The organism is Gleimia europaea ACS-120-V-Col10b (assembly GCF_000411155.1).
Taxonomy (GTDB): Bacteria; Actinomycetota; Actinomycetes; order Actinomycetales; family Actinomycetaceae; genus Gleimia; species Gleimia europaea_B.
On the sequence record NZ_KE150266.1, the window covers coordinates 1,196,196 to 1,215,239 of the forward strand.

The window sequence follows — 19,044 nt, forward strand, 5'->3', positions numbered from 1 at the left end:
TACCTTCTGGATCTTTCTAGTAGCGCACAGGGTGCTGCTATGCCTGGTTGTTTTGATCCTTGCCTTGTTTCTTCTTACGCGCGGCGTTGCGACGCTGCTGGCGGCGCTCCTCCCGCTTGCGTTCAAGTTCTTCAGGGGACATTCCCTGCTGGCGTTCCTTAATCTGGCGTTCGCGCTCACGACGGCGACGTTCCGCCTGGTCGCGCGCCTGCCTCTCTCGCTTGGTGAGGCGTTGCGGCTGGTTACGTTCCTTCGCTGCTTCCGCGTTGCGCTTCGCGATTTCGAACTTACGGATCCAACGCTCATCCGGCATTCCATCCCATTCGGAATATGCCAGTTCACGGTATGCGCCCAGCTGCTGTTCGGCCGTCACGTCCACACCAAACTTCGTAGGAATCTTTTGTTTCGGCGCTGACTTCTTAACCTTCTTCAAGGTGCGTTCGACGAGGTCGGCGCGGCCCTGCTCGTCCTCAGCATCAAGCTTGCGCACTTCGTTGTCGTACTCTTCGAAAACGGGACGGGCCCACTCAATGTAGGCCTTGCGGCGCTTGCCCATGAGCTTGATATAAGCGTCAGAGCCGGGCGTCGGCATCTGAGCAATAGTCCAGAACTGCTGTCCCATGGTCCACAGGTTGGTGGTGAACCAGTACACCAACACACCCGTTTGGAAGAAGAAGCCAGAAACACCCATGATGAGCGGCATCGTGTACATCATCATCTGCTGGCTGCGCATCATCGGGTTCGAGGGATCCTTTGCCGATTCCGGCATGTTCTTCATGGTCAGCTGGCGCATGGTAATGAACTGCGTAATGACCATGAGGACGATCATGACAACGATGACGATCTTTGGGGTGAGGCCCTCAGCGGTGGGGAAAGTTGCGGACAGTGGCGCACCAAATAGGGAGGAGCCTTCTATTTCTGCCGCCTTTGAGGCCGTGAGTGGGCCAAGCGATTTGTACTGGTATGTGCCTTCGGCGATGGGGCCGGTGGATGCCAGCACGCGGAAGAGGGCGAAGAACACGGGCATTTGCAGCAGGACTGGCAGACACGAGGAGTACGGGGAGGTTCCGTGTTCCTTGTACAGCGCCATCATTTCCTCGCTCATGCGCTGGCGGGAAGCCTGATCCTTCTTATTCTTGTACTTGTCCTGAAGTTTCTTCAGCTCTGGCTGCAGTGCCTGCATGCCTCGGGAGGCCTTGATTTGCTTGAAAAACAGCGGAATAAGGAGGATACGAACGATGATGGTGAGGCCGATGATGGACAGCACCCATGCCGGTCCGGAACCGTCATCCATGCCAAGGAAAACGAAGACGTCGTGTAGACGCACCATCACCCAGGCAACTGCAACCTTGAAGGGGTACAGAAGCTTGTCAAACCACACGGTTGGACTCCTTACTTATTTTTGGGTTCTTCCCACTCTTCGTCTTTAGGCCTCACGTAGGGATCGGGTTTCCACTTACCCTTGTCGGGCACGTGATCCACACCGCCCAATGACCACGGATTACATCTGAGCAGCCGCCACGTTGCAAGTATTAGTCCTTTAACAGGTCCGTGCACTTCCAACGCTTTCACCGCGTAGTTGGAGCAACTCGGGTAGTACCTGCAGGTTGGCGGCATTCCCGGCGATATGAACTTCTGATAGAAGCGTACAGGCGCTACCAGGATACGCGAAATAGGGTTCATTTCCCGCTCCGTGCGAGGGCGCGCGAAAGCGCATCGTCCACCGCCTCTTCGAGTTCATGATAGTCACTGCCACGACAGCCCTCTAAAACTCGAATCACGAGGATGGTGTGAGGCGGAAGTGCTTGTACCCTGTCGCGGCAGATGTGTCGCAACTGTCTCTTGACCTTATTTCGCGCAACTGCTCGGGCAAATACCTTCTTAGGTACGACGAAACCGACGAGGCACTCATTTTGAGAAACCTCGCCGGTCAGTACGTGAACTACTAACTTTCGGTTGCCCGCACGTTTACCAAAGCGGAATACTTTGCGAAATAGCTCCGGGTCTCGTAAGCGGTTCTGTGCTGATAGCACTCAGGCAGATAGCTTCTTGCGGCCCTTACGGCGGCGGTTTGCCAAGATCTCGCGGCCTGCACGCGTGCGCATACGCAGGCGGAAGCCGTGCTTCCTGGAGCGGCGGCGGTTATTCGGCTGATAAGTACGCTTCGTCACTATGATCTCCTCAGGCTTGAGGGCGCCTGAAGGGCCCTCCTTATCTTTACATTTACTGCGGGCGCAAAAAGCGTGCACTAAATGGTGCAGTGTCTGCACATACAACGATCCAGCTTATTGACTGCTTTTCGTCTAGTCAATGTGGTAAGAGACGAGATTCACCACAATTGTTATCACCAACTGTGAATAACCCTGGGCATAACTACAACGTTGTGGCTGTGCATAAGTTATGCGCGAACTAGTTATATATGAAACTGAATTGCTTGCAAACAGTGGAAACCACATTTATGTAGTTCTTTTCGTGTTATCCACAAAGTTTTCCCCATTATGGGGATAACTTCACTAATTAGGTGTAAAAGTGACAAACTAAGGGAAGTTGAATGATCGGCCGTGCGTTAGGTCACGTTTGGATAAGGAGCTGGGGTGGACGGCAAGAAGTTAAGCGCCGCTTGGAACACCGTGATTGCGGATCTTTTGAAGGACGACGAAATTGGCCCATCCGTAAAGGCGTTCTTGTCTACCACGCGTCCACTTGGCGACCTGGAAGGCACCATTTTGGTAGCCGTCCCCAACGAGTTCACTAAGACCTTCATTGAGAAAAATGCAAATGACGCAATTTGTGGCGCTCTTTCGAACCACGTTGGCTCCCCCGTGCGGATCGCAATCACGGTGGATCCCTCCCTCAATGACGAAGTCGAAGCTGAAATCGATGAACTCGAACAAGCTGCAGAATTTGCTCCTACCGTGGACATTGCCGGTCTGTCACAGTCCCACACCCCTGTCACCGAGCAAGTGGAAGACGATGTGAATCCGATTCAAGTGAGCAACCCAGCTCCGCCCTCGCCAATCGATTTTTCTGGTTCACGGCTCAATCCGAAGTTCACTTTCGATACTTTTGTTACGGGATCGTCTAACCGCTTTGCTAACGCTGCGGCTACAGCCGTGGGTGAGATGCCCGCAAAAGCCTACAATCCGCTGTTTATTTACGGTGGTTCAGGCCTGGGTAAAACTCATCTGCTGCACGCGATTGGAAACTACGCGCTTTCGCTCTACCCAAATCTGAAGGTCAAATACGTGAGTTCAGAAGAATTCACTAACGACTTCATCAACTCCATTCGCGATGACCGCGCGGAGCAGTTTCAGCGCCGCTACCGCGAAGTCGACATTTTGCTCATCGACGACATCCAGTTCATTCAGGGCAAAGAACAGACGGTCGAAGAGTTCTTCCACACCTTCAACACGTTGCATAACGCGAACAAGCAGGTTGTTATCACCTCGGATGTGCCGCCGAAGAAGCTCGAGGGGCTTGGGGATCGCATGCGGTCTCGGTTCGAAATGGGGCTGCTCACTGACATTCAACCGCCGGACCTGGAAACCCGTATCGCCATTTTGCGCAAGAAAGCTATCGCGGAAAACCTCGATGTTAATGACGAGGTGCTCGAGTTCATCGCTTCGCGTATTTCCTCAAACATTCGCGAACTCGAAGGCTCACTGCTTCGCGTTACCGCCTACGCGCAGATCACCAATCAGGAGATCAACCGGTCGCTCGCCGAGGTTGTTCTAAAGGACGTCCTCTCGGACCCGGACGATACCGAAATCACGATCGCTATGATCATGGGGCAAGTTTCCGACTACTTCCAGGTGAGTATTGAACAGATGAATTCGGCTGATCGATCTCGCCAGATTGTTGAAGCACGCCAGATCGCCATGTACTTGTGTCGTGAACTTACCGAATTGTCACTACCTAAAATTGGCCAAGCATTTGGAGGGCGTGACCACACCACAGTTATGCACGCCAACAAGAAGATCTCGCACCAAATGACGATGAAGCGGGAAATCTACAATCACGTCACTGAACTAATCAGCCGAATTCGCGCTCAGGCACGCCAGAGTCAGTAGTATCCACACGGTTTTGTGAATTCGTGTGGATAACAGCTGAATTTTGGCTTCTTCGACAAACAATTCTGTGGATACATTTCTATAGCTAATTTTTGTATTCACAGATGTTGCGTGCAATACGTAGAGTTATCCAGAATTGGTTCACAACGTAAAACTACGACACCACGCGGAAAAGCCAACTTATCCACAGTTTGCACAGCGCTTATGACTACTACTGGAATTACAAATTATTATTTCTATGTTCGCACAGAAAAGAAAAATCTGTGGATTGCAAGTTCACGGCGTGGCACCTTGCATCACCGCCTAAGCGTGATCCAGCAACGTGCCTAATTGGATAAAATAACGTAAAGTAAAACAGCTAGTACTAATGATTGAAAGTGAGGCGGACCGTGAAGTTCACCGTTGAGCGCGACGTGCTATCTGAGGCCGTTAATTGGACTGCACGTACAGTTCCCACGCGTCCTTCCGTGCCTATTCTCGCTGGCATTCGAATGGAAGCATCCGATGGTGTTCTTACGCTTTCATCATTCGATTACGAAATCTCTACGCGATCAGAAGTTCCGGCAACGGTTGATGTTGCTGGGCAAGCTCTAGTTTCTGGTCGCCTCCTCGCATCCATCGCCAAATCACTTCCTAATCAGCCCGTACAGTTCACGCTTGAAGGCCCGAAAATGAGCCTGGTTTGCGGTACTTCCCACTTCACGCTGGCTACGATGTCGGTGGATGAGTATCCTCCGTTGCCGGTTATGCCCCAGGTACGCGGGACGATCGATGCACAGGTATTTTCCCAGGCAATCGCTCAGGTGTCTGTGGCTGCATCTTCCGATGACACGATTCCACTTCTTACTGGTGTGAGAATGGAAATTGAGGATGACACCATCACGCTTTTGGGTACTGACCGCTACCGTTTGGCGATGCGCGAGTTCAAGTGGGAGCCTGCACAGCCAGGTATTTCCACTGCTCTTTTGGTTAAGGCGCGTGTGCTTGGTGATGTGGCAAAGTCGATGACTTCTGGAGGAAGCGTTGAACTAGCTTTTGATACTGAGGCTGCCGGCACAGCGAATTCTTTGATTGGTTTTGCCTCCGGATCCAGGCGCACTACCTCAACTCTCATGGATGGTGATTACCCGCCGGTGCGTCGTCTATTCCCGGACGACACCCAGATCCAAGCGGTGGTTGATCGTCACGAGCTCGTAGAGGCTGTCAAGCGCGTGTCTTTGGTAGCGGAGCAGCGCACTTCTGTTCGCCTTGCTTTTGAAGATGGTCAGGTGAACCTAGAGGCGGGTACTGACGACAACGCGCAGGCTTCCGAAGTTGTTGTCGCAACCGTTGCGGGCGGCAGTTTAACTACCGCATTTAATCCGCGTTTCCTAGAAGGTGGGCTTGGCGTAATTGACACAGACTACGTTTGCTTCTCGTTCACTGATGCAGCTAAACCGGCAGTTATTACGGGACAAAAAGGCGAATCTGGCAACCAGGACGATTCCTTCAAGTACCTCATTATGCCTATCCGTTTTGGAATCTGATCTTCCTAGCATCGCCAAGGCATGGTCATGGGTAGATTGAGGATGTCTGCAGTTAGGTGAGAAGTCATACGGTTAGCTAGAGGGAGGGATTTGTGTATATCTCGCATCTGGCACTTGACGACTTCCGATCCTATAAGCACGCGGTAGTCGAGTTTGAACCCGGCACCACCGTCTTACTTGGGCGCAATGGGCAGGGAAAAACAAATCTGGTAGAGGCCGTTGCTTACCTTTCCAGCCTTTCCTCCCATCGCGTAGCAGCGGATACCGCACTCGTTCGATTCGCCAAGTCAGATGAACAATCTCCAGCGGGTGCGGTAATACGAGCCAAAGTCAATACAGGCGGGAGAGACCGCATAGTTGAACTCGAGATTATTCGCGGGCGAGCAAATCGGGCAAAACTGAATCGATCACCGGTGCGTCCAACCCAGATAATGGGAGTTGTCAAAGTTGTCATTTTTGCACCGGAGGATCTTGATTTAGTCAAGGGTGATCCCAGTGGTCGGCGCAGGTTCCTCGACGAAATTGCCATGCAAATGTGGCCGGCAGCCAGGGTGGTAAAAACTGACTTTGAGCGGGTGGCAAAGCAGCGCGCGGCGCTCCTTAAGCAGTTAGGCAAAGACCGCCGGGCTGGCAGACATGTTGATTATTCGGGTGTACAGATTTGGAATGAGCAGTACGTCCCACTCGCCCGACAGGTGCTCGCATATCGCTTACGGGCCGTAGAAGCGCTCAATGAGCCTGTTACTCGAGCGCATGACATCGTCTCTGAAGAAGCGCGTGAACTGACCTTAAGCTACGAACATTCGTTAAACGAGGTTTACCAGGTTGATAATATCTCCCTATGGTCTGAAGTAATTAATGAACCGCAGATGTATGAGGCGCGTCTGCAGCAAGCTCTCGATCAGGTGATTGACCAAGAGATAGCGCGTGGCGTGAATCTGATTGGCCCACACCGCGATGACCTCGCTATGACGCTCGATGAGATGCCGGTGAAGGGTTTTGCCTCGCACGGCGAATCGTGGTCGGTCGCATTGGCCTTGCGGTTAGGTTCATTTGAAGCCCTTGTGGGTGAGGCAGAAAACGAAGAGGAATTAGACCCTCCCATATTGATTTTGGATGACGTTTTTTCTGAGCTCGACGGCAAACGCCGAGAGGCCGTGCTGGGAGCGATAGAGCGGGCGGAGCAGGTTTTCATAACTGCAGCTGTGGGAACTGATCTGCCAAAGGAAATCAACGCCACGGTGCTGAACGTGAGCCTTGACCGACGGGAAGGCTCTAAAATTGTGGATTCTGAAGCTAGAGGAACTGAGCGATCGACAACTATGGCAACTAATGATGAGGCGCTTGTTCAGTCCAATGGAGAGGTCGTGCCGTGACCTCAAACGAAGAGTTTGAAACTGAGACAGGCAGCTATGCGCAAGAAGCTGTGCGCCGACAAAAGAGGCTTGCACGAGAATCTGGGTACTACCCCGATACGACGGCAAAAGCGAGACTCCTCAGTGAGGGCGGCGGCAAGTCACGCGCTAGTTCGTTTCGAGGAAAGAGCTGGGGGATTGGCAGAAGCGGGGGCGGCTATGAGCAGGAGACGTCAAAGGAAGGGCTTGCTACTTCCAAGCTAGGTACCGGCCCATCGAAGTATGATCCCCAGCCAGTTGATAACGTCATTGGCAACCTGGTCAACAGGCTGGGCTGGTCTTCAGTGCTAAGTATCGCAACCATTGCCGCTAGATGGCCGAGTATCGTAGGTCCTTCCGTTGCCCAGCACTGCAGGGTAGAGACGTTTGAAGACAACGTTCTTGTGGTTAATACCTCGTCAACTGCGTGGGCTAATCAAATGAAGTTTTTGTTACCCACGCTCGAAAAGCAGATTGCCGAGGCTTTTGGAGAAAACGCAGTGAAGCGCGTCATCATTCGAGGACCTCAAGCACCTTCGTGGAGGAAAGGCCGCCTGCACGTTCCGGGCCGAGGTCCACGTGACACCTACGGGTAAACGATCGAGTAAAGAGGTTCACAATATTTCGGTTTTAAAAAAGTTATGCACAGGTTTTCCCACCATTGTGAATGAACTTTTTGGGCGTGATTTTTAAGGTTTCCGAATTACAAGGTTGACCACTGGTTAACAGGTTCCTCGAATCTGTGGATATTGCAAAAAGTGGTAAGATTATAGAGGTTTTTAAGTGTAAATCTGCGTATTTGTGCGGTTTATGGTAGTCATCTTCTCATGACTACAAACGCCCGCATCTGATTGATTTTTCGGGTTTAGCCCGGGCGCAGTTTGCTTCCCGCTAGAAAGGGGCTAGTTTGGCTGACCTAGAAGCCCGCCAGGAACAACAAAATGGTGGTTACGACGCGTCGAACATTACCGTTTTGGAAGGTCTAGAGGCAGTTCGCAAACGACCGGGTATGTACATCGGTTCAACCGGCGAGCGCGGTCTTCACCACCTGGTGTACGAAGTAGTTGATAACGCGGTGGATGAGGCCCTGGCCGGATACTGCGATCATATTGAAGTTACGATCCGTGAGGACGGCGGAATCACCGTTGAAGATAACGGTCGTGGAATTCCTGTGGATATACACCCCACGGAAGGACGCCCAACCGTTGAAGTGGTAATGACCATTTTGCACGCAGGCGGAAAGTTCGGCGGCGGCGGCTACGCAGTATCGGGTGGTTTGCACGGCGTGGGTATTTCGGTGGTTAACGCGCTTTCGTCTCGCGTGGAAACAGAGGTGCGGCGCCAAGGTTACGTGTGGCGGCAGACGTTCGGTAACGGCGGTCACCCTGTTACCGATCTTGTTCGGGGGGAAGAAACAGACGAAACTGGTACGTCGCAAACCTTCTACCCCGATCCGTCAATTTTCGACTCAGTTGAGTTCTCTTTCGAGACTTTGCGCAGCCGCTTCCAGCAGATGGCATTTTTGAACAAGGGCCTGCGCATCACCCTGACTGATGAACGGCCAGGTGTTATTGATGAGGGTGACGAGATCACCGGGGACGACCTCGGATCCAATGACGACCCAATCTCGGGGTTCCGCCAGGTTACATACATGTACGAGGGCGGCCTGCGTGACTACGTAAACTTCATTAACAACACGAAGAAGTCGGAAGTCATCAACAGCGAAATCATTGATTTTGAAAATGAAAACGCTGAAGGCACCATGTCGATCGAAATCGCAATGCAGTGGACGCGGGCGTACTCCGAAACGATTCACACCTATGCGAACACGATCAACACCACCGAGGGTGGTATGCATGAGGAAGGTTTCCGCTCCGCGCTTACCTCTATCGTCAATAAATACGCGCGCGAAAAAGGAATCTTGAAGGATAAGCAGGACAACCTCACCGGCGATGATATTCGCGAGGGCCTCACTGCCGTTGTGTCGGTTAAGCTCACGGAACCTCAGTTTGAAGGTCAAACAAAGACCAAGCTGGGTAACGCCGAGGCACGAACCTTCACGCAGCAGCAGGTGTACACCCAGCTCGGAGATTGGTTTGATGCGCATCCAACCGGTGCGAAAGCCATCATTTTAAAGGCACTGGCTGCCCAGGAAGCACGCATCGCTGCTCGCAAAGCCAGGGAGGCAACCCGGCGAAAGAGCGTCTTCGAATCCGCATCGATGCCGGGTAAGCTTCGCGACTGTTCCTCGCGTAACCCGGAAGATTGCGAAATTTTCATTGTCGAGGGTGACTCGGCGGGCGGTTCAGCTGTTATGGGTAGGGATCCCGAACACCAGGCAATTCTGCCTCTGCGCGGCAAGATTTTGAACGTTGAAAAGGCACGCGTGGATCGGGCGCTGGACAGCAACGAAATCCGCGACCTCATCTCCGCACTGGGCACGGGCATTGGAGAAGAGTTTGATATCTCCAAGATTCGCTACGGCAAGATCGTGCTCATGGCTGATGCTGACGTTGACGGCCAGCACATTACTACGCTGCTCTTGACCCTGCTGTTCCGCTACATGCGTCCGCTTGTAGAGGATGGGCACGTGTACCTCGCGCAGCCACCTCTTTACCGTTTGAAGTGGACCAATGCGCCGCACGAGTATGTTTATTCCGATAGGGAGCGGGACGAACAGCTCGCCGCAGGGAAGAACGCGGGATACCGCCTTCCTAAGACCGGTGGCGTTCAGCGTTACAAGGGTCTGGGCGAGATGAATCACGACGAGCTTTGGGACACCACAATGGATCCCTCAAGGCGACTACTAAAGAAGATCGATGTTGCTGAGGCGGCATCGGCTGACGAAGTCTTCTCCGTTCTGATGGGGGACGACGTGGAATCTAGGCGCTCGTTCATTCAGCGCAATGCGCAGGACGTGCGCTTCCTAGACTTCTAGTCAACCTGGTCAATTTCGGATTTAAAGTTTATAAGGAACGGAAATAACGTGAGTGACGACAATCAGACTCCTGATGAGGTAGCCGCAACCGCACAGGCCGGTAGCGCGGTGGCTCAAAAGATTAGCCACGTTGATATTGAAGTTGAGATGCAGCGCTCCTATCTCGACTACGCGATGTCCGTCATCGTAGGACGTGCACTTCCTGAGGTTCGTGACGGTCTCAAGCCGGTACATCGACGGATTCTCTACGCGATGTACGACGGCGGCTACAGGCCAGATGCCGGATTCTACAAGTCCATGCGTGTGGTTGGCGATGTACTCTCGCACTACCATCCGCACGGTGATGCTTCAGTTTATGATGCGCTCGCCCGACTCGTGCAACCCTGGTCCATGCGTTACCCGCTTGTGGCCGGTCAGGGTAACTTTGGTTCACCGGGTAACCTGGGCCCCGCTGCTCCGCGTTACACGGAGTGCCGCATGCACCCGATGGCTATGGAGATGGTGCGCGACATTGACGAAAATACAGTTGACTTTATTGACAACTATGATGGTCGTAACCAGGAGCCGACGGTCTTGCCGGCAAGGTTCCCAAACCTCTTAGTAAACGGTTCAGAGGGTATTGCCGTTGGTATGGCCACCCGTATCCCGCCGCACAACCTGCGTGAGGTTGCGGAGGGTGTGCAGTGGCACCTCGAGCATCCAGAAGCAACCCGCGAAGAGCTACTTGAGGCACTTCTTGGCATCATCAAGGGCCCTGATTTCCCAACGGGCGCAACGATTCTCGGTAAGTCTGGAATCGAGCAGGTTTACCGTACGGGACGTGGCCCTATTGTGCAGCGTGCCGGTGTTACGGTGGAAGAAATCAAGGGCCGCACTTGTCTGGTTGTCACCTCGCTGCCGTATCAGGTCAACCCGGACAACCTTGCAGCTAAGATTGCTCAGCTTGCCAAGGATGGTGTTGTTCAGGGCATTGCGGATATTCGCGATGAGACTTCGGGCCGCTCCGGAATGCGTCTAGTGATTGTATTGAAACGTGACGCGGTTGCAAAGGTTGTGTTGAACAACTTGTATAAGCGCACGCAGCTGCAAGATTCATTCCCCGCGAACATGCTTGCCCTTGTCGATGGTGTGCCGCGCACGCTGTCTATTGATGGATTCGTCTACTACTGGACTAAGCACCAGATTGACGTCATTGTTCGTCGCACCAAGTTCCGCTTAGATAAGGCGCGCGAGCGTCTGCATATCCTGAACGGTTACCTCAAGGCGCTTGATGCACTTGACGAAGTGATCGCATTGATCCGTCGTTCACCAACCGTAAACGACGCGCGCACCGGCCTCATGGAATTCTTGGAGATCGACGAGGTGCAGGCAGATGCAATCCTCGCGATGCAGCTACGCAGGCTTGCCGCCCTTGAACGCCAAAAGATTTTGGACGAGCACGCAGAGCTTGCTGCACGCGTAGCGGACCTCGAAGACGTGCTTGTAAAGCCGGAACGCCAGCGTCAGATCGTTTCGGAGGAGCTCGCTGAGATCGTGGACAAGTTTGGCGATGATCGGCGTACGCGCATCGTGCCGTTTATGGGCGAGATGTCTACCGAAGACCTCATTCCTGAAGAAGACGTGGTTGTGACGATCACGCGCGATGGTTTTGCAAAGCGTACCCGTGTTGACTCCTACAAGAGTCAGCACCGTGGAGGTAAGGGCATTCGCGGAGCTAAGCTACGGCAAGATGACGTTGTACAGCACTTCTTTGTTACCACGACCCACCACTGGTTGCTGTTCTTTACTAACCTTGGCCGCGTCTACCGGGTCAAGGCGTACGAGATTCCCGAGGGCGGTCGCGATTCGCGCGGGCAGCACGTTGCCAACCTCCTAGCTTTCCAGCCGGATGAGGAAATTAGCGACGTGCTCGCTATCAAGGATTATGATCAGGCCGACTACCTGGTTCTTGCAACCAAGTCTGGCCTCGTGAAAAAGACCGCGCTACAGGACTACAACTCGCCGCGAAGCGGTGGCCTGATCGCTATTAACCTTCGTGACGTGAATGGAGAGTCCGACTCGGTGGTATCGGCAAAGCTGGTGAATGCCGATCAGCACCTGATTCTTATTTCGAAGATGGGGCAGGCCTTGCGTTTCGAGGCGAGCGACGAGTCGGTTCGCCCGATGGGCCGCGCAACTTCTGGCGTGCGCGGGATGAAGTTTCGTGACGGTGACTACCTGCTCTCCCTCGACGTCGTGCATGAAGATCGCGACCTCCTGGTCATCACCGAGGGAGGGTTCGCCAAGCGCTCGGCAATCGATACCTACCCAACGCGGGGCCGCGGTGGCCTCGGCGTCAAGGTAGCAAACCTCGTGGACGAGCGCGGTGACCTCGTTGCCGGGCTTGAAGTCACGGAAGAAGACGAAGTGCTCGTCATCATGGAGAGCGGCAACATCGTGCGTAGCGCGGTAAGCGAAGTCCCGCGTACCGGTCGTAACACGCAGGGCGTGACATTCGCGCGCCCCTCAAAGGATGACCGCATCATTGCAATCACCAAAAACTTGGAATCGCAGTTGGATGACGATTCTGAAGCAGTAGACTCAGATGATGAGGCCATGGCGACACCTGAAGCACAAAATGCTGTTGGGGCCGTTCCAGGAATCGAACCCGAGTCCGCGCCGCAAGATGAGGAAGGTGACGAATGAGCGACACCTCGCGATCTGACGTTCAACAAGATTGGGAGAACGACACGCCGCATCAGGTGATGCTGGCAGTTGCCCGAGTTGACCCATGGACCGTGATGAAGGTTAGCTTCATGCTTTCAGTGGCCTTCGCGATCGCGTCGGTCATTGCGACGTTCGTGATTTGGTTAATGCTCGATGGAATGCATGTTTTTGCTGACATTGAGCACTTCCTGGTCAGCATTGGTGCCGAATCGTTCGTCAAGCTACTTGACTACGCTCGTCTGCCGCAGGTGATGTCAATGGCAACGCTGGTGGGCGTGGTGAACATCGTGATACTCACGGCCCTGTGTACGCTCGGAGCGCTCATTTACAACCTCGTTGCTGCACTTGTGGGCGGCGTGCGAGTAACCCTTATGGACGAATGATCATTTCGTAGAACAAACGTGCAGAAAGTGCGTAAAAGTTCTAGTGTAATGATTGTCACTGGTAGCAGTTTGGCAATGTTGAACTGCGTTGGGTAATCTTATTTGGTGCGACAGCGCATGGGCCTATAGCTCAGTCGGTTAGAGCGCTTCCCTGATAAGGAAGAGGTCGCTGGTTCGAGTCCAGCTAGGCCCACCGGCGTTTGAAGCACCGTAACGGAGGTTCGTATGATTCGCGAAGGACTACGAAATCTAGTTATTGGCGGGATCGTTGGTACGGTAGGCATAGTCACTTACCAGATCACTCGCGATCTTTCAGACGACAAGAGTCTGTGGCAGCCCGTTCCGGCTGAACCATCTAACGCGATGGACTAACAGATTCCCAATAGGGGCTATGGCGCAATTGGTAGCGCACCTGCTTTGCAAGCAGGGGGTTAGGGGTTCGAGTCCCCTTAGCTCCACCATTACCTGCTGGTGCGAATAGGTTTTCGTGCCGGCAGGTTTTGTTTTGTTTTCTTGGCGTTGAACCGCTAAGAGCGCATAAGTTGCACACAAGAGCACTCATTTAGGCCACGCGACAAAAAGCTAAAATGGCCTATAACCTGAGCAATAGACGTAACCCCGGCGATGCAGCCGAGGCTGGTGATCGTTCCGGGGTCTTCGTTACTTATCCTACCTTAGAAGGCGGTGATGTCACTGCCGAAGAGATCCATGTGGGATCCTCAGGCGATGTTACACCTGCTCTCAAAACAACGGATGGCCACCTATCTCGCTGCCATGGATGGCAACATCGAAACCGCTTTCGTGCTCTATAACCGTAATATTCAATTAGCTACAGCGCTGCAAGGAATGACGGCGATGGTGGAAGTCGTGGCGCGCAACGCTATCGATCGAGCACTCACTGAGTGGAATGCAAAAATAAGCCCGCATACTGACTGGTTTGATCTTGATGTTCTAGATGACCACGCCCAGAAAGATATTGCCATCGCACGCCAACGGGTACTCCGTTTAAGAAAACCTGTAACACATTCCAAAGTTCTTGCCGAACTCTCTTTTGGTTTTTGGTGATTTCTAACTTCCAAACGATACTTAACCTCGTTGTGGACTCCAGCATTGCAGTATGCTTTCCCGAACGGGAATAAAGACATCTGGACACGCCAAAAACAGGTGACAACATTGCTCTCCGATTTGAACTTTGTTCGCAACAGAGCCGCTCACCTCGAACCAGTGTTTAAACGTGACTTCAGTAAGGATTTCGAGAACGCCCACACCCTACTAGGCTGGATAGACCCTAACGCCGCAGCATGGCAAGAAGAAAACGCAACAATCGTTCATCTGTTGGAAGGAGGATTCGATAGCCGGACCCTAAATAATAACGTCTAGCACCACGTTCATCGTCGTGTTCAGCTGTGTAACGAATAATCGCGAGCCTTCATTTGGCCAATATAAGACTTCGCTACTGCGCCCGAATTACATCGAAATGAGACTTATACACAGGAATATCCACACCTGGGGAAACTTACACTTATGTAGTTCTACAATCGTTTCCGGGAAATTCCACCGAAAATATCTTGTTCATCTAACAAAAGAACCCGAGCTGTGGAAAACCGGCAGATCGGGTTCTAAGTGATTGTGGATAGCTGTGTATAACTTCAGCCGTAGAACTGACTAAGCCCCCAGTAGATCCCGTAGTTCAGTGCTAATAGCGCTACGAATATGCCAACAGAGGCCCACACGGTAGCGGTGGTTTGGCTCTTTTGAGTCTTTCCAGGCTGCGGCTTTGCCAAACGAACCAAAATCCATGTAACGAGCGCGCCCGTGATCAGACCACCCAGGTGGCCCTGCCACGAAATACCCGACACTACGAACCCGTAAGCCAGGTTAACGGCCAGCAAAATCACGATCGAGGTGGTGTCTGCACCGGAGGCCTTTTGAAGCACAAAAATAGCAGCAAACAAGCCAAATAAGGCGCCGGAGGCACCCACGGTAGCTCCCATTAGTGAACTGGGATCAACAAATCCCCACGCCAGCACAAACAGCGAGCCGCCCATTGCGGATGCCGCGTACAAAACCAGGTAGCGCCCGGCTCCTAAAATCTGCTCCACGGGGTTACCAACGATGTAGAGCGTCAACATGTTCAAGCCCAGGTGCAAAAGCCCGCCGTGAACGAGGGCAACTGTGAGCAGGCGCCAGGGTTCGTGCGTTGACCAGGCCGGCACGTACATTAGCCAAGCCTGGAGTGGCTTATAAACCGTGGCCAGAAGTGAGACCGCAATGGTTACGCCAAGAATCCACGTGGTAACGTTCTTGCCTTGCAACCGGTATGAAGGTTTGAGTGAGCGAGCACGAGTGCTACTGTTGGCGCACTCGGGGCAGATGGAACCAACCTCGGTGTAGATGGTGCAATCAGAGCATGTGCCCCTCCCGCACCGTTTACAAGTGGAAACGGCGGGGAGGTTAGGGTGGCGAGGGCAACTCACAGCGGGCTGTGACCTGCGTTCGCCGTAGCGCGGCTGATCGGTCACTCTTCGATATCAATCGTTTCGATTACGACGTCCTCAACCGGTCTGTCATTCATTCCCGTTGGGACGGCGGCAATCGCGTCAACAACCGCCTTGGACTCTTCGTCAATCACCTTGCCGAAAATCGTGTGGTTTCCCTGCAGCCAAGTGGTTGATGCAACGGTGATGAAGAACTGGGATCCGTTTGTGCCCCGGCCCATGCGCTTACCGGCGTTAGCCATCGCAAGCACGTACGGTTCGGTGAAGTTCAGTTCCGGGTGGATTTCGTCGTCAAAGTTGTATCCGGGGCCGCCAACACCAATGCCGAGCGGGTCGCCGCCCTGAATCATGAAGCCGGGAATAACGCGGTGGAAAACAACACCATCGTAAAGCGGCGCAGTGGTTTTCTCACCGGTTGCCGGATGCGTCCATTCGCGCTTACCCTGCGCAAGTTCGGCAAAATTCTTCACCGTGATCGGTGCATGGTTGGGGAAAAGTTCGATGGCGATGTCGCCCATATTTGTGTGAATCGTTGCTTTCATATTGCAATTGTCGCAGATTTATTCGGATATGTCTTTCCCGATCCCCCAAGATTCCCAGCCGGTTCATCCTGCAATGCACGCAGTTTCAGTGCAAAATAGAAGGGATAGTGTTTCGCTAAGGCGAAGCTGATTCTCAACGTAATGGAGGAAATGATGGGCAAGCTAGATACAAAGAAGCTCCATCGTGAGGCTGATGCCGCAGCTGAGGCCGCGATGCGTCATGGTGAAGAATTTGTAGCAAAGGCACAGAACTTGGCACAGGAGGGTGCAGAATGGGTTGGCCCTCGTGCTCAGCACCTGTGGGATGAGACGGTTAAGGCAACTGCTCCTGTGCTTGAGGAGGCTGCCGATCGCGTTCGCCCATACCTGGATGATGCTCAGGCTGTTGCCAGCGATTACGCTAAGCGTGGCGAGAAGGCTGCTCGCGCAGCGTCTGCGGCAGCAAAGAAGGACGGCACGATCGCCGAGCGCATGCAGCGTGCAGGCGAGGCCAGCCGCAAGGAGCTGACGAAGCCTAAGAAGTCCGTGGGTCGTACTGTTGCAAAGACGTTCGGATGGGCACTGCTTGGCACTGCCGCAGCTGGCGTAGGCTACTTGCTTTGGCGTCGTTCACAGCCGATCGAGGATCCTTGGGCAGAAGAGTACTGGGCTGACCTGGATACAGATGTTGACATCGTTGAAACCCCGGCAGAATCTGCTGAGGAGACCGAAGAGTAAGCCAAGCTTAGTTTCTTCTTTAGGTGAGGTCGAGGCCAAGTGCCTCGACCTCACTTCATTTTCCAAAGCTTTGTGTGACTCTAGCTTTGAAACGGTAACAGGTGAGTTAAACGTAGCTCGAAACAGGACGAAAAATGGTGGGCACGAAGCCCACCATTTTTTGAAACTTTTAGCGCCAGCGCAGTGTCATGAGGAAGCCAGTCATCATGAAACCAAGGCCGATCGCAAGATTCCAGTTGCCGATCCCAGGAATCGGGAAGCGAGCGCTCGTCATGTACATGACGAGGAGCCACAGCAGGCCGATGATAAGCAGAGTTACGAACGTGGGAGCCCACCAGGACGGGGAGAGCGGGATGCCGTCAGTCCACGACTTGATTTGCAAGTCATCTGAGTGAGACGAGCTGGACGTCTTTTTGCGTTTTTTTGATTCAGGCACGCCTAATACCTTCCGACAGAGCCCTACCCGTACACTAGATACATTGGATCGGGCGAATGATTAAAATCCTGTAATAGCGTACCAAAACTAGCAGATATCGCGAAGAGGAGGGCTAGTGGAAAACGCTCAAACGCATGGCGCTACCCGCGCCACGCACAGTCGCGTAGCTAACCATAGCCGCAAAACTCCTCTTTCAGCGCGGATGAAGCGTGTTTTTGGCCGTGGATTTGTGTTATTCCTAGCCGGATTGCTTTTTGCTGGTTCCATGACGTTCCGGCCTCCCGTCGGCTCAAGGTATGACTCGGACCTGCTGTCTCTGGTAGCCCGAAAAGAAGCTACCGTGAAAGAGCTATCTTCGGAAAACGAGGAAATGTACAAGCAGATCGATCAGATGATTGCGGCCGTGCCCGACCAGCCGCAACTACCCGTGTCAGAGCGCACGCGTGTGGATTTAACGGGGCCCGGCCTCACTGTTACGCTAAATGACGCTCCGATACCTGAGCCCCTCCCCGAAGGCGTGGTTGCTGACGACCTCGTGATTCACCAGCAGGACATAGAGGCGGTTTTTAACGCTCTCTTAAGCGGTGGCGCGGAGGCGCTTAGCGTGCAGGGTCGGTACGTGCGCGCTGATTCGAAGGTGTCGTGCGTGGGAAATGTCATCAACATTGACGGTAAGCTCTACTCGCCGCCCTACGAGATCGGGGCGATAGGAGATGCAGTAAAAATGCGCGACGCACTCGCGCAGGATCCACAGATTGCCATCCTTGGTGAATACGTAGCTCGGTTTAACTTGGGTTACAGTGTTCGGGACGAAGCAAAGATCAAAATTAATGCCGTAAACCAACAGCCGGTGTTCAACTTTGTGAAAGTGACGGCTAACAATGACAACTAGTCCATACCCCAGCAGGCGTTCTTCGAAGCGCAAAAAACCAAGCTTGTTCATCCGGTTTATCGGAGTGCTTGGCGAGCTCATGATCACGGTCTCGCTTGTGATTGGGCTGTTCATTTTCTGGCAGTTGTACTGGACTTCTTGGGAGGTCGAGGCAGATAGGGAGCAGGCGATCAGCGACTTTGAAGCGCAACTTCCTAAAGTCCCGGTTGAAAAGGTTGCGCAAGCGCGCACGGATGCTCCGCCCGAGTTCACTCCGGTGGGCTATGGCGAAACGATGGGGATTTTGCACATTCCCGTGTGGGACAACATGAAAGTTCCGGTTGTGCACGGAACCGCGCAGTACTTGCTGGATCAGGCGCTGGGCGGACACTATGAGTTCACGCAGTGGCCGGGCGAGGTTGGTAACTTCGCGGTCGCTGCCCACCGGCGATCGTACGGCAATAACTTCCGCCACGTGGATACTCTCGCAGAGAGCACGCCCGTGGTTATGGAAACTTCTAACTCATTCTTGGTTTACAAGGTGGTGCAAAAAGAGATCGTGATTCCGGAGCAGACCGAGGTTATTAACCCGGTTCCCGATCAGCCGCTCGGCGTCACGCCCACTAAGCGAATGCTAACTATGACCACGTGTAGCACGGAGACGGGCGGCCAGTTCGGTAACAGTCACCGCTACATCGTGCACCTGGAATTCCAACACTGGTATGAGCGTGATGGGGGCCTGCCGCCCGAGCTGAAATCTGAGAAGGAGGGCGCATAAATGTATGCTGCTATCTTCCGCCTACTACCGGGCCCGAAGTGGTTGAAGGTTATCTGGTCGATCCTGCTAATAGTTCTAGTGGCTTGGCTGCTGCTTGAGTTTGCCTTCCCGTGGGTACAAGACACGTTTAACGTGGTTGACAATACGGTGGACGTGCCGGGGGTGAGCACAACCAGTACGTAAAC

20 protein-coding genes and 2 tRNA genes are annotated in these 19,044 nt (G+C 53.4%); 15 read left to right on the forward strand and 7 right to left on the reverse strand.

Features of this window, described 5'->3' with window-relative positions; translation table 11 throughout:
- Nucleotides 1-37 precede the first annotated feature (37 nt).
- Genes yidC through rpmH form a run of 4 tightly spaced genes read right to left on the reverse strand, consistent with a single transcriptional unit; the run spans nucleotide 38 to nucleotide 2,171 of the window.
- Nucleotides 38-1,381 (reverse strand): membrane protein insertase YidC, encoded by a 1,344-nt coding sequence (gene yidC, locus HMPREF9238_RS05450; protein ID WP_016444450.1) that lies wholly within the window; start codon nucleotides 1,379-1,381, stop codon nucleotides 38-40.
- A gap of 11 nt (nucleotides 1,382-1,392) precedes the next feature.
- Nucleotides 1,393-1,683, reverse strand: coding sequence for a membrane protein insertion efficiency factor YidD (gene yidD / locus HMPREF9238_RS08810; protein ID WP_016444451.1), 291 nt, complete (start codon nucleotides 1,681-1,683; stop codon nucleotides 1,393-1,395).
- Complete coding sequence (gene rnpA, locus HMPREF9238_RS09180; RefSeq protein ID WP_016444452.1) at nucleotides 1,680-2,033, reverse strand: ribonuclease P protein component; 354 nt, start codon at nucleotides 2,031-2,033, stop codon at nucleotides 1,680-1,682. Before rnpA ends, yidD begins: the two co-directional genes overlap by 4 nt.
- On the reverse strand, nucleotides 2,034-2,171 hold the full coding sequence (rpmH, locus tag HMPREF9238_RS05455) for a 50S ribosomal protein L34 (RefSeq protein WP_040316502.1): 138 nt from the start codon (nucleotides 2,169-2,171) through the stop codon (nucleotides 2,034-2,036).
- 423 nt (nucleotides 2,172-2,594) lie between these two features.
- Here rpmH and dnaA point away from each other — a divergent pair, with 423 nt between their 5' ends.
- The 11 genes from dnaA (at nucleotide 2,595) to HMPREF9238_RS08980 (ending at nucleotide 14,082) form a co-directional block, all read left to right on the forward strand.
- The gene (gene dnaA, locus HMPREF9238_RS05460; protein WP_016444454.1) at nucleotides 2,595-4,070 is read left to right on the forward strand and encodes a chromosomal replication initiator protein DnaA; all 1,476 of its coding nucleotides are present in this window, start codon (nucleotides 2,595-2,597) and stop codon (nucleotides 4,068-4,070) included.
- 389 nt (nucleotides 4,071-4,459) lie between these two features.
- On the forward strand, nucleotides 4,460-5,596 hold the full coding sequence (gene dnaN / locus HMPREF9238_RS05465) for a DNA polymerase III subunit beta (RefSeq protein ID WP_016444455.1): 1,137 nt from the start codon (nucleotides 4,460-4,462) through the stop codon (nucleotides 5,594-5,596).
- A gap of 92 nt (nucleotides 5,597-5,688) precedes the next feature.
- Nucleotides 5,689-6,972, forward strand: a complete 1,284-nt coding sequence (gene recF / locus HMPREF9238_RS05470; protein ID WP_016444456.1) for a DNA replication/repair protein RecF — start codon at nucleotides 5,689-5,691, stop codon at nucleotides 6,970-6,972.
- On the forward strand, nucleotides 6,969-7,586 hold the full coding sequence (locus HMPREF9238_RS05475; RefSeq protein ID WP_016444457.1) for a DciA family protein: 618 nt from the start codon (nucleotides 6,969-6,971) through the stop codon (nucleotides 7,584-7,586). Before recF ends, HMPREF9238_RS05475 begins: the two co-directional genes overlap by 4 nt.
- A 311-nt stretch (nucleotides 7,587-7,897) precedes the next feature.
- Nucleotides 7,898-9,928: a DNA topoisomerase (ATP-hydrolyzing) subunit B gene (gyrB, locus tag HMPREF9238_RS05480; RefSeq protein ID WP_016444458.1), complete on the forward strand. Its 2,031-nt coding sequence runs from the start codon at nucleotides 7,898-7,900 to the stop codon at nucleotides 9,926-9,928.
- A gap of 108 nt (nucleotides 9,929-10,036) precedes the next feature.
- On the forward strand, nucleotides 10,037-12,613 hold the full coding sequence (gyrA, locus tag HMPREF9238_RS05485) for a DNA gyrase subunit A (protein WP_051109819.1): 2,577 nt from the start codon (nucleotides 10,037-10,039) through the stop codon (nucleotides 12,611-12,613).
- Nucleotides 12,610-13,017 carry a DUF3566 domain-containing protein gene (locus HMPREF9238_RS05490; RefSeq protein WP_016444460.1) on the forward strand — a complete coding sequence of 136 codons (408 nt, stop codon included), beginning with the start codon at nucleotides 12,610-12,612 and terminating at the stop codon, nucleotides 13,015-13,017. The genes gyrA and HMPREF9238_RS05490 overlap by 4 nt, the downstream gene beginning before the upstream one ends.
- A 119-nt stretch (nucleotides 13,018-13,136) precedes the next feature.
- Nucleotides 13,137-13,210: transfer RNA gene (locus HMPREF9238_RS05495), tRNA-Ile, on the forward strand.
- 32 nt (nucleotides 13,211-13,242) lie between these two features.
- A complete protein-coding gene (locus tag HMPREF9238_RS08870) occupies nucleotides 13,243-13,389 on the forward strand; it encodes a hypothetical protein (protein ID WP_016444461.1) in 147 nt (48 codons plus the stop codon).
- A 13-nt stretch (nucleotides 13,390-13,402) separates the two neighbouring features.
- Nucleotides 13,403-13,478: transfer RNA gene (locus HMPREF9238_RS05500), tRNA-Ala, on the forward strand.
- Between the two features lie 226 nt (nucleotides 13,479-13,704).
- The gene (locus HMPREF9238_RS08980) at nucleotides 13,705-14,082 is read left to right on the forward strand and encodes a hypothetical protein (RefSeq protein WP_016444462.1); all 378 of its coding nucleotides are present in this window, start codon (nucleotides 13,705-13,707) and stop codon (nucleotides 14,080-14,082) included.
- Nucleotides 14,083-14,666: 584 nt separating this feature from the next.
- On the opposite strand, the gene HMPREF9238_RS05510 is transcribed toward HMPREF9238_RS08980, so the two are convergent.
- Both HMPREF9238_RS05510 and HMPREF9238_RS05515 read right to left on the reverse strand, forming a co-directional pair.
- A complete protein-coding gene (locus tag HMPREF9238_RS05510; protein WP_232217604.1) occupies nucleotides 14,667-15,332 on the reverse strand; it encodes a rhomboid family intramembrane serine protease in 666 nt (221 codons plus the stop codon).
- A gap of 203 nt (nucleotides 15,333-15,535) precedes the next feature.
- Complete coding sequence (locus tag HMPREF9238_RS05515) at nucleotides 15,536-16,057, reverse strand: peptidylprolyl isomerase (RefSeq protein WP_016444465.1); 522 nt, start codon at nucleotides 16,055-16,057, stop codon at nucleotides 15,536-15,538.
- A gap of 141 nt (nucleotides 16,058-16,198) precedes the next feature.
- On the opposite strand from HMPREF9238_RS05515, the gene HMPREF9238_RS05520 reads away from it, so the two are divergent.
- On the forward strand, nucleotides 16,199-16,774 hold the full coding sequence (locus tag HMPREF9238_RS05520) for a hypothetical protein (RefSeq protein ID WP_232217605.1): 576 nt from the start codon (nucleotides 16,199-16,201) through the stop codon (nucleotides 16,772-16,774).
- A 169-nt stretch (nucleotides 16,775-16,943) separates the two neighbouring features.
- Here the strand turns inward: HMPREF9238_RS05520 and HMPREF9238_RS05525 are convergent, their stop codons facing one another.
- Nucleotides 16,944-17,210 (reverse strand): cell division protein CrgA, encoded by a 267-nt coding sequence (locus HMPREF9238_RS05525; protein WP_016444467.1) that lies wholly within the window; start codon nucleotides 17,208-17,210, stop codon nucleotides 16,944-16,946.
- 115 nt (nucleotides 17,211-17,325) lie between these two features.
- On the opposite strand from HMPREF9238_RS05525, the gene HMPREF9238_RS05530 reads away from it, so the two are divergent.
- The 3 genes from HMPREF9238_RS05530 to HMPREF9238_RS05540 are packed head-to-tail and all read left to right on the forward strand — an operon-like array spanning nucleotide 17,326 to nucleotide 19,042.
- Nucleotides 17,326-18,102 (forward strand): DUF881 domain-containing protein, encoded by a 777-nt coding sequence (locus HMPREF9238_RS05530; RefSeq protein WP_016444468.1) that lies wholly within the window; start codon nucleotides 17,326-17,328, stop codon nucleotides 18,100-18,102.
- Entirely contained in the window at nucleotides 18,092-18,859 is a 768-nt protein-coding gene (locus HMPREF9238_RS05535) for a class E sortase (RefSeq protein WP_016444469.1), read from the forward strand. The genes HMPREF9238_RS05530 and HMPREF9238_RS05535 overlap by 11 nt, the downstream gene beginning before the upstream one ends.
- Entirely contained in the window at nucleotides 18,860-19,042 is a 183-nt protein-coding gene (locus HMPREF9238_RS05540; RefSeq protein ID WP_016444470.1) for a hypothetical protein, read from the forward strand. It abuts the gene before it with no gap.
- Nucleotides 19,043-19,044 lie beyond the last annotated feature (2 nt).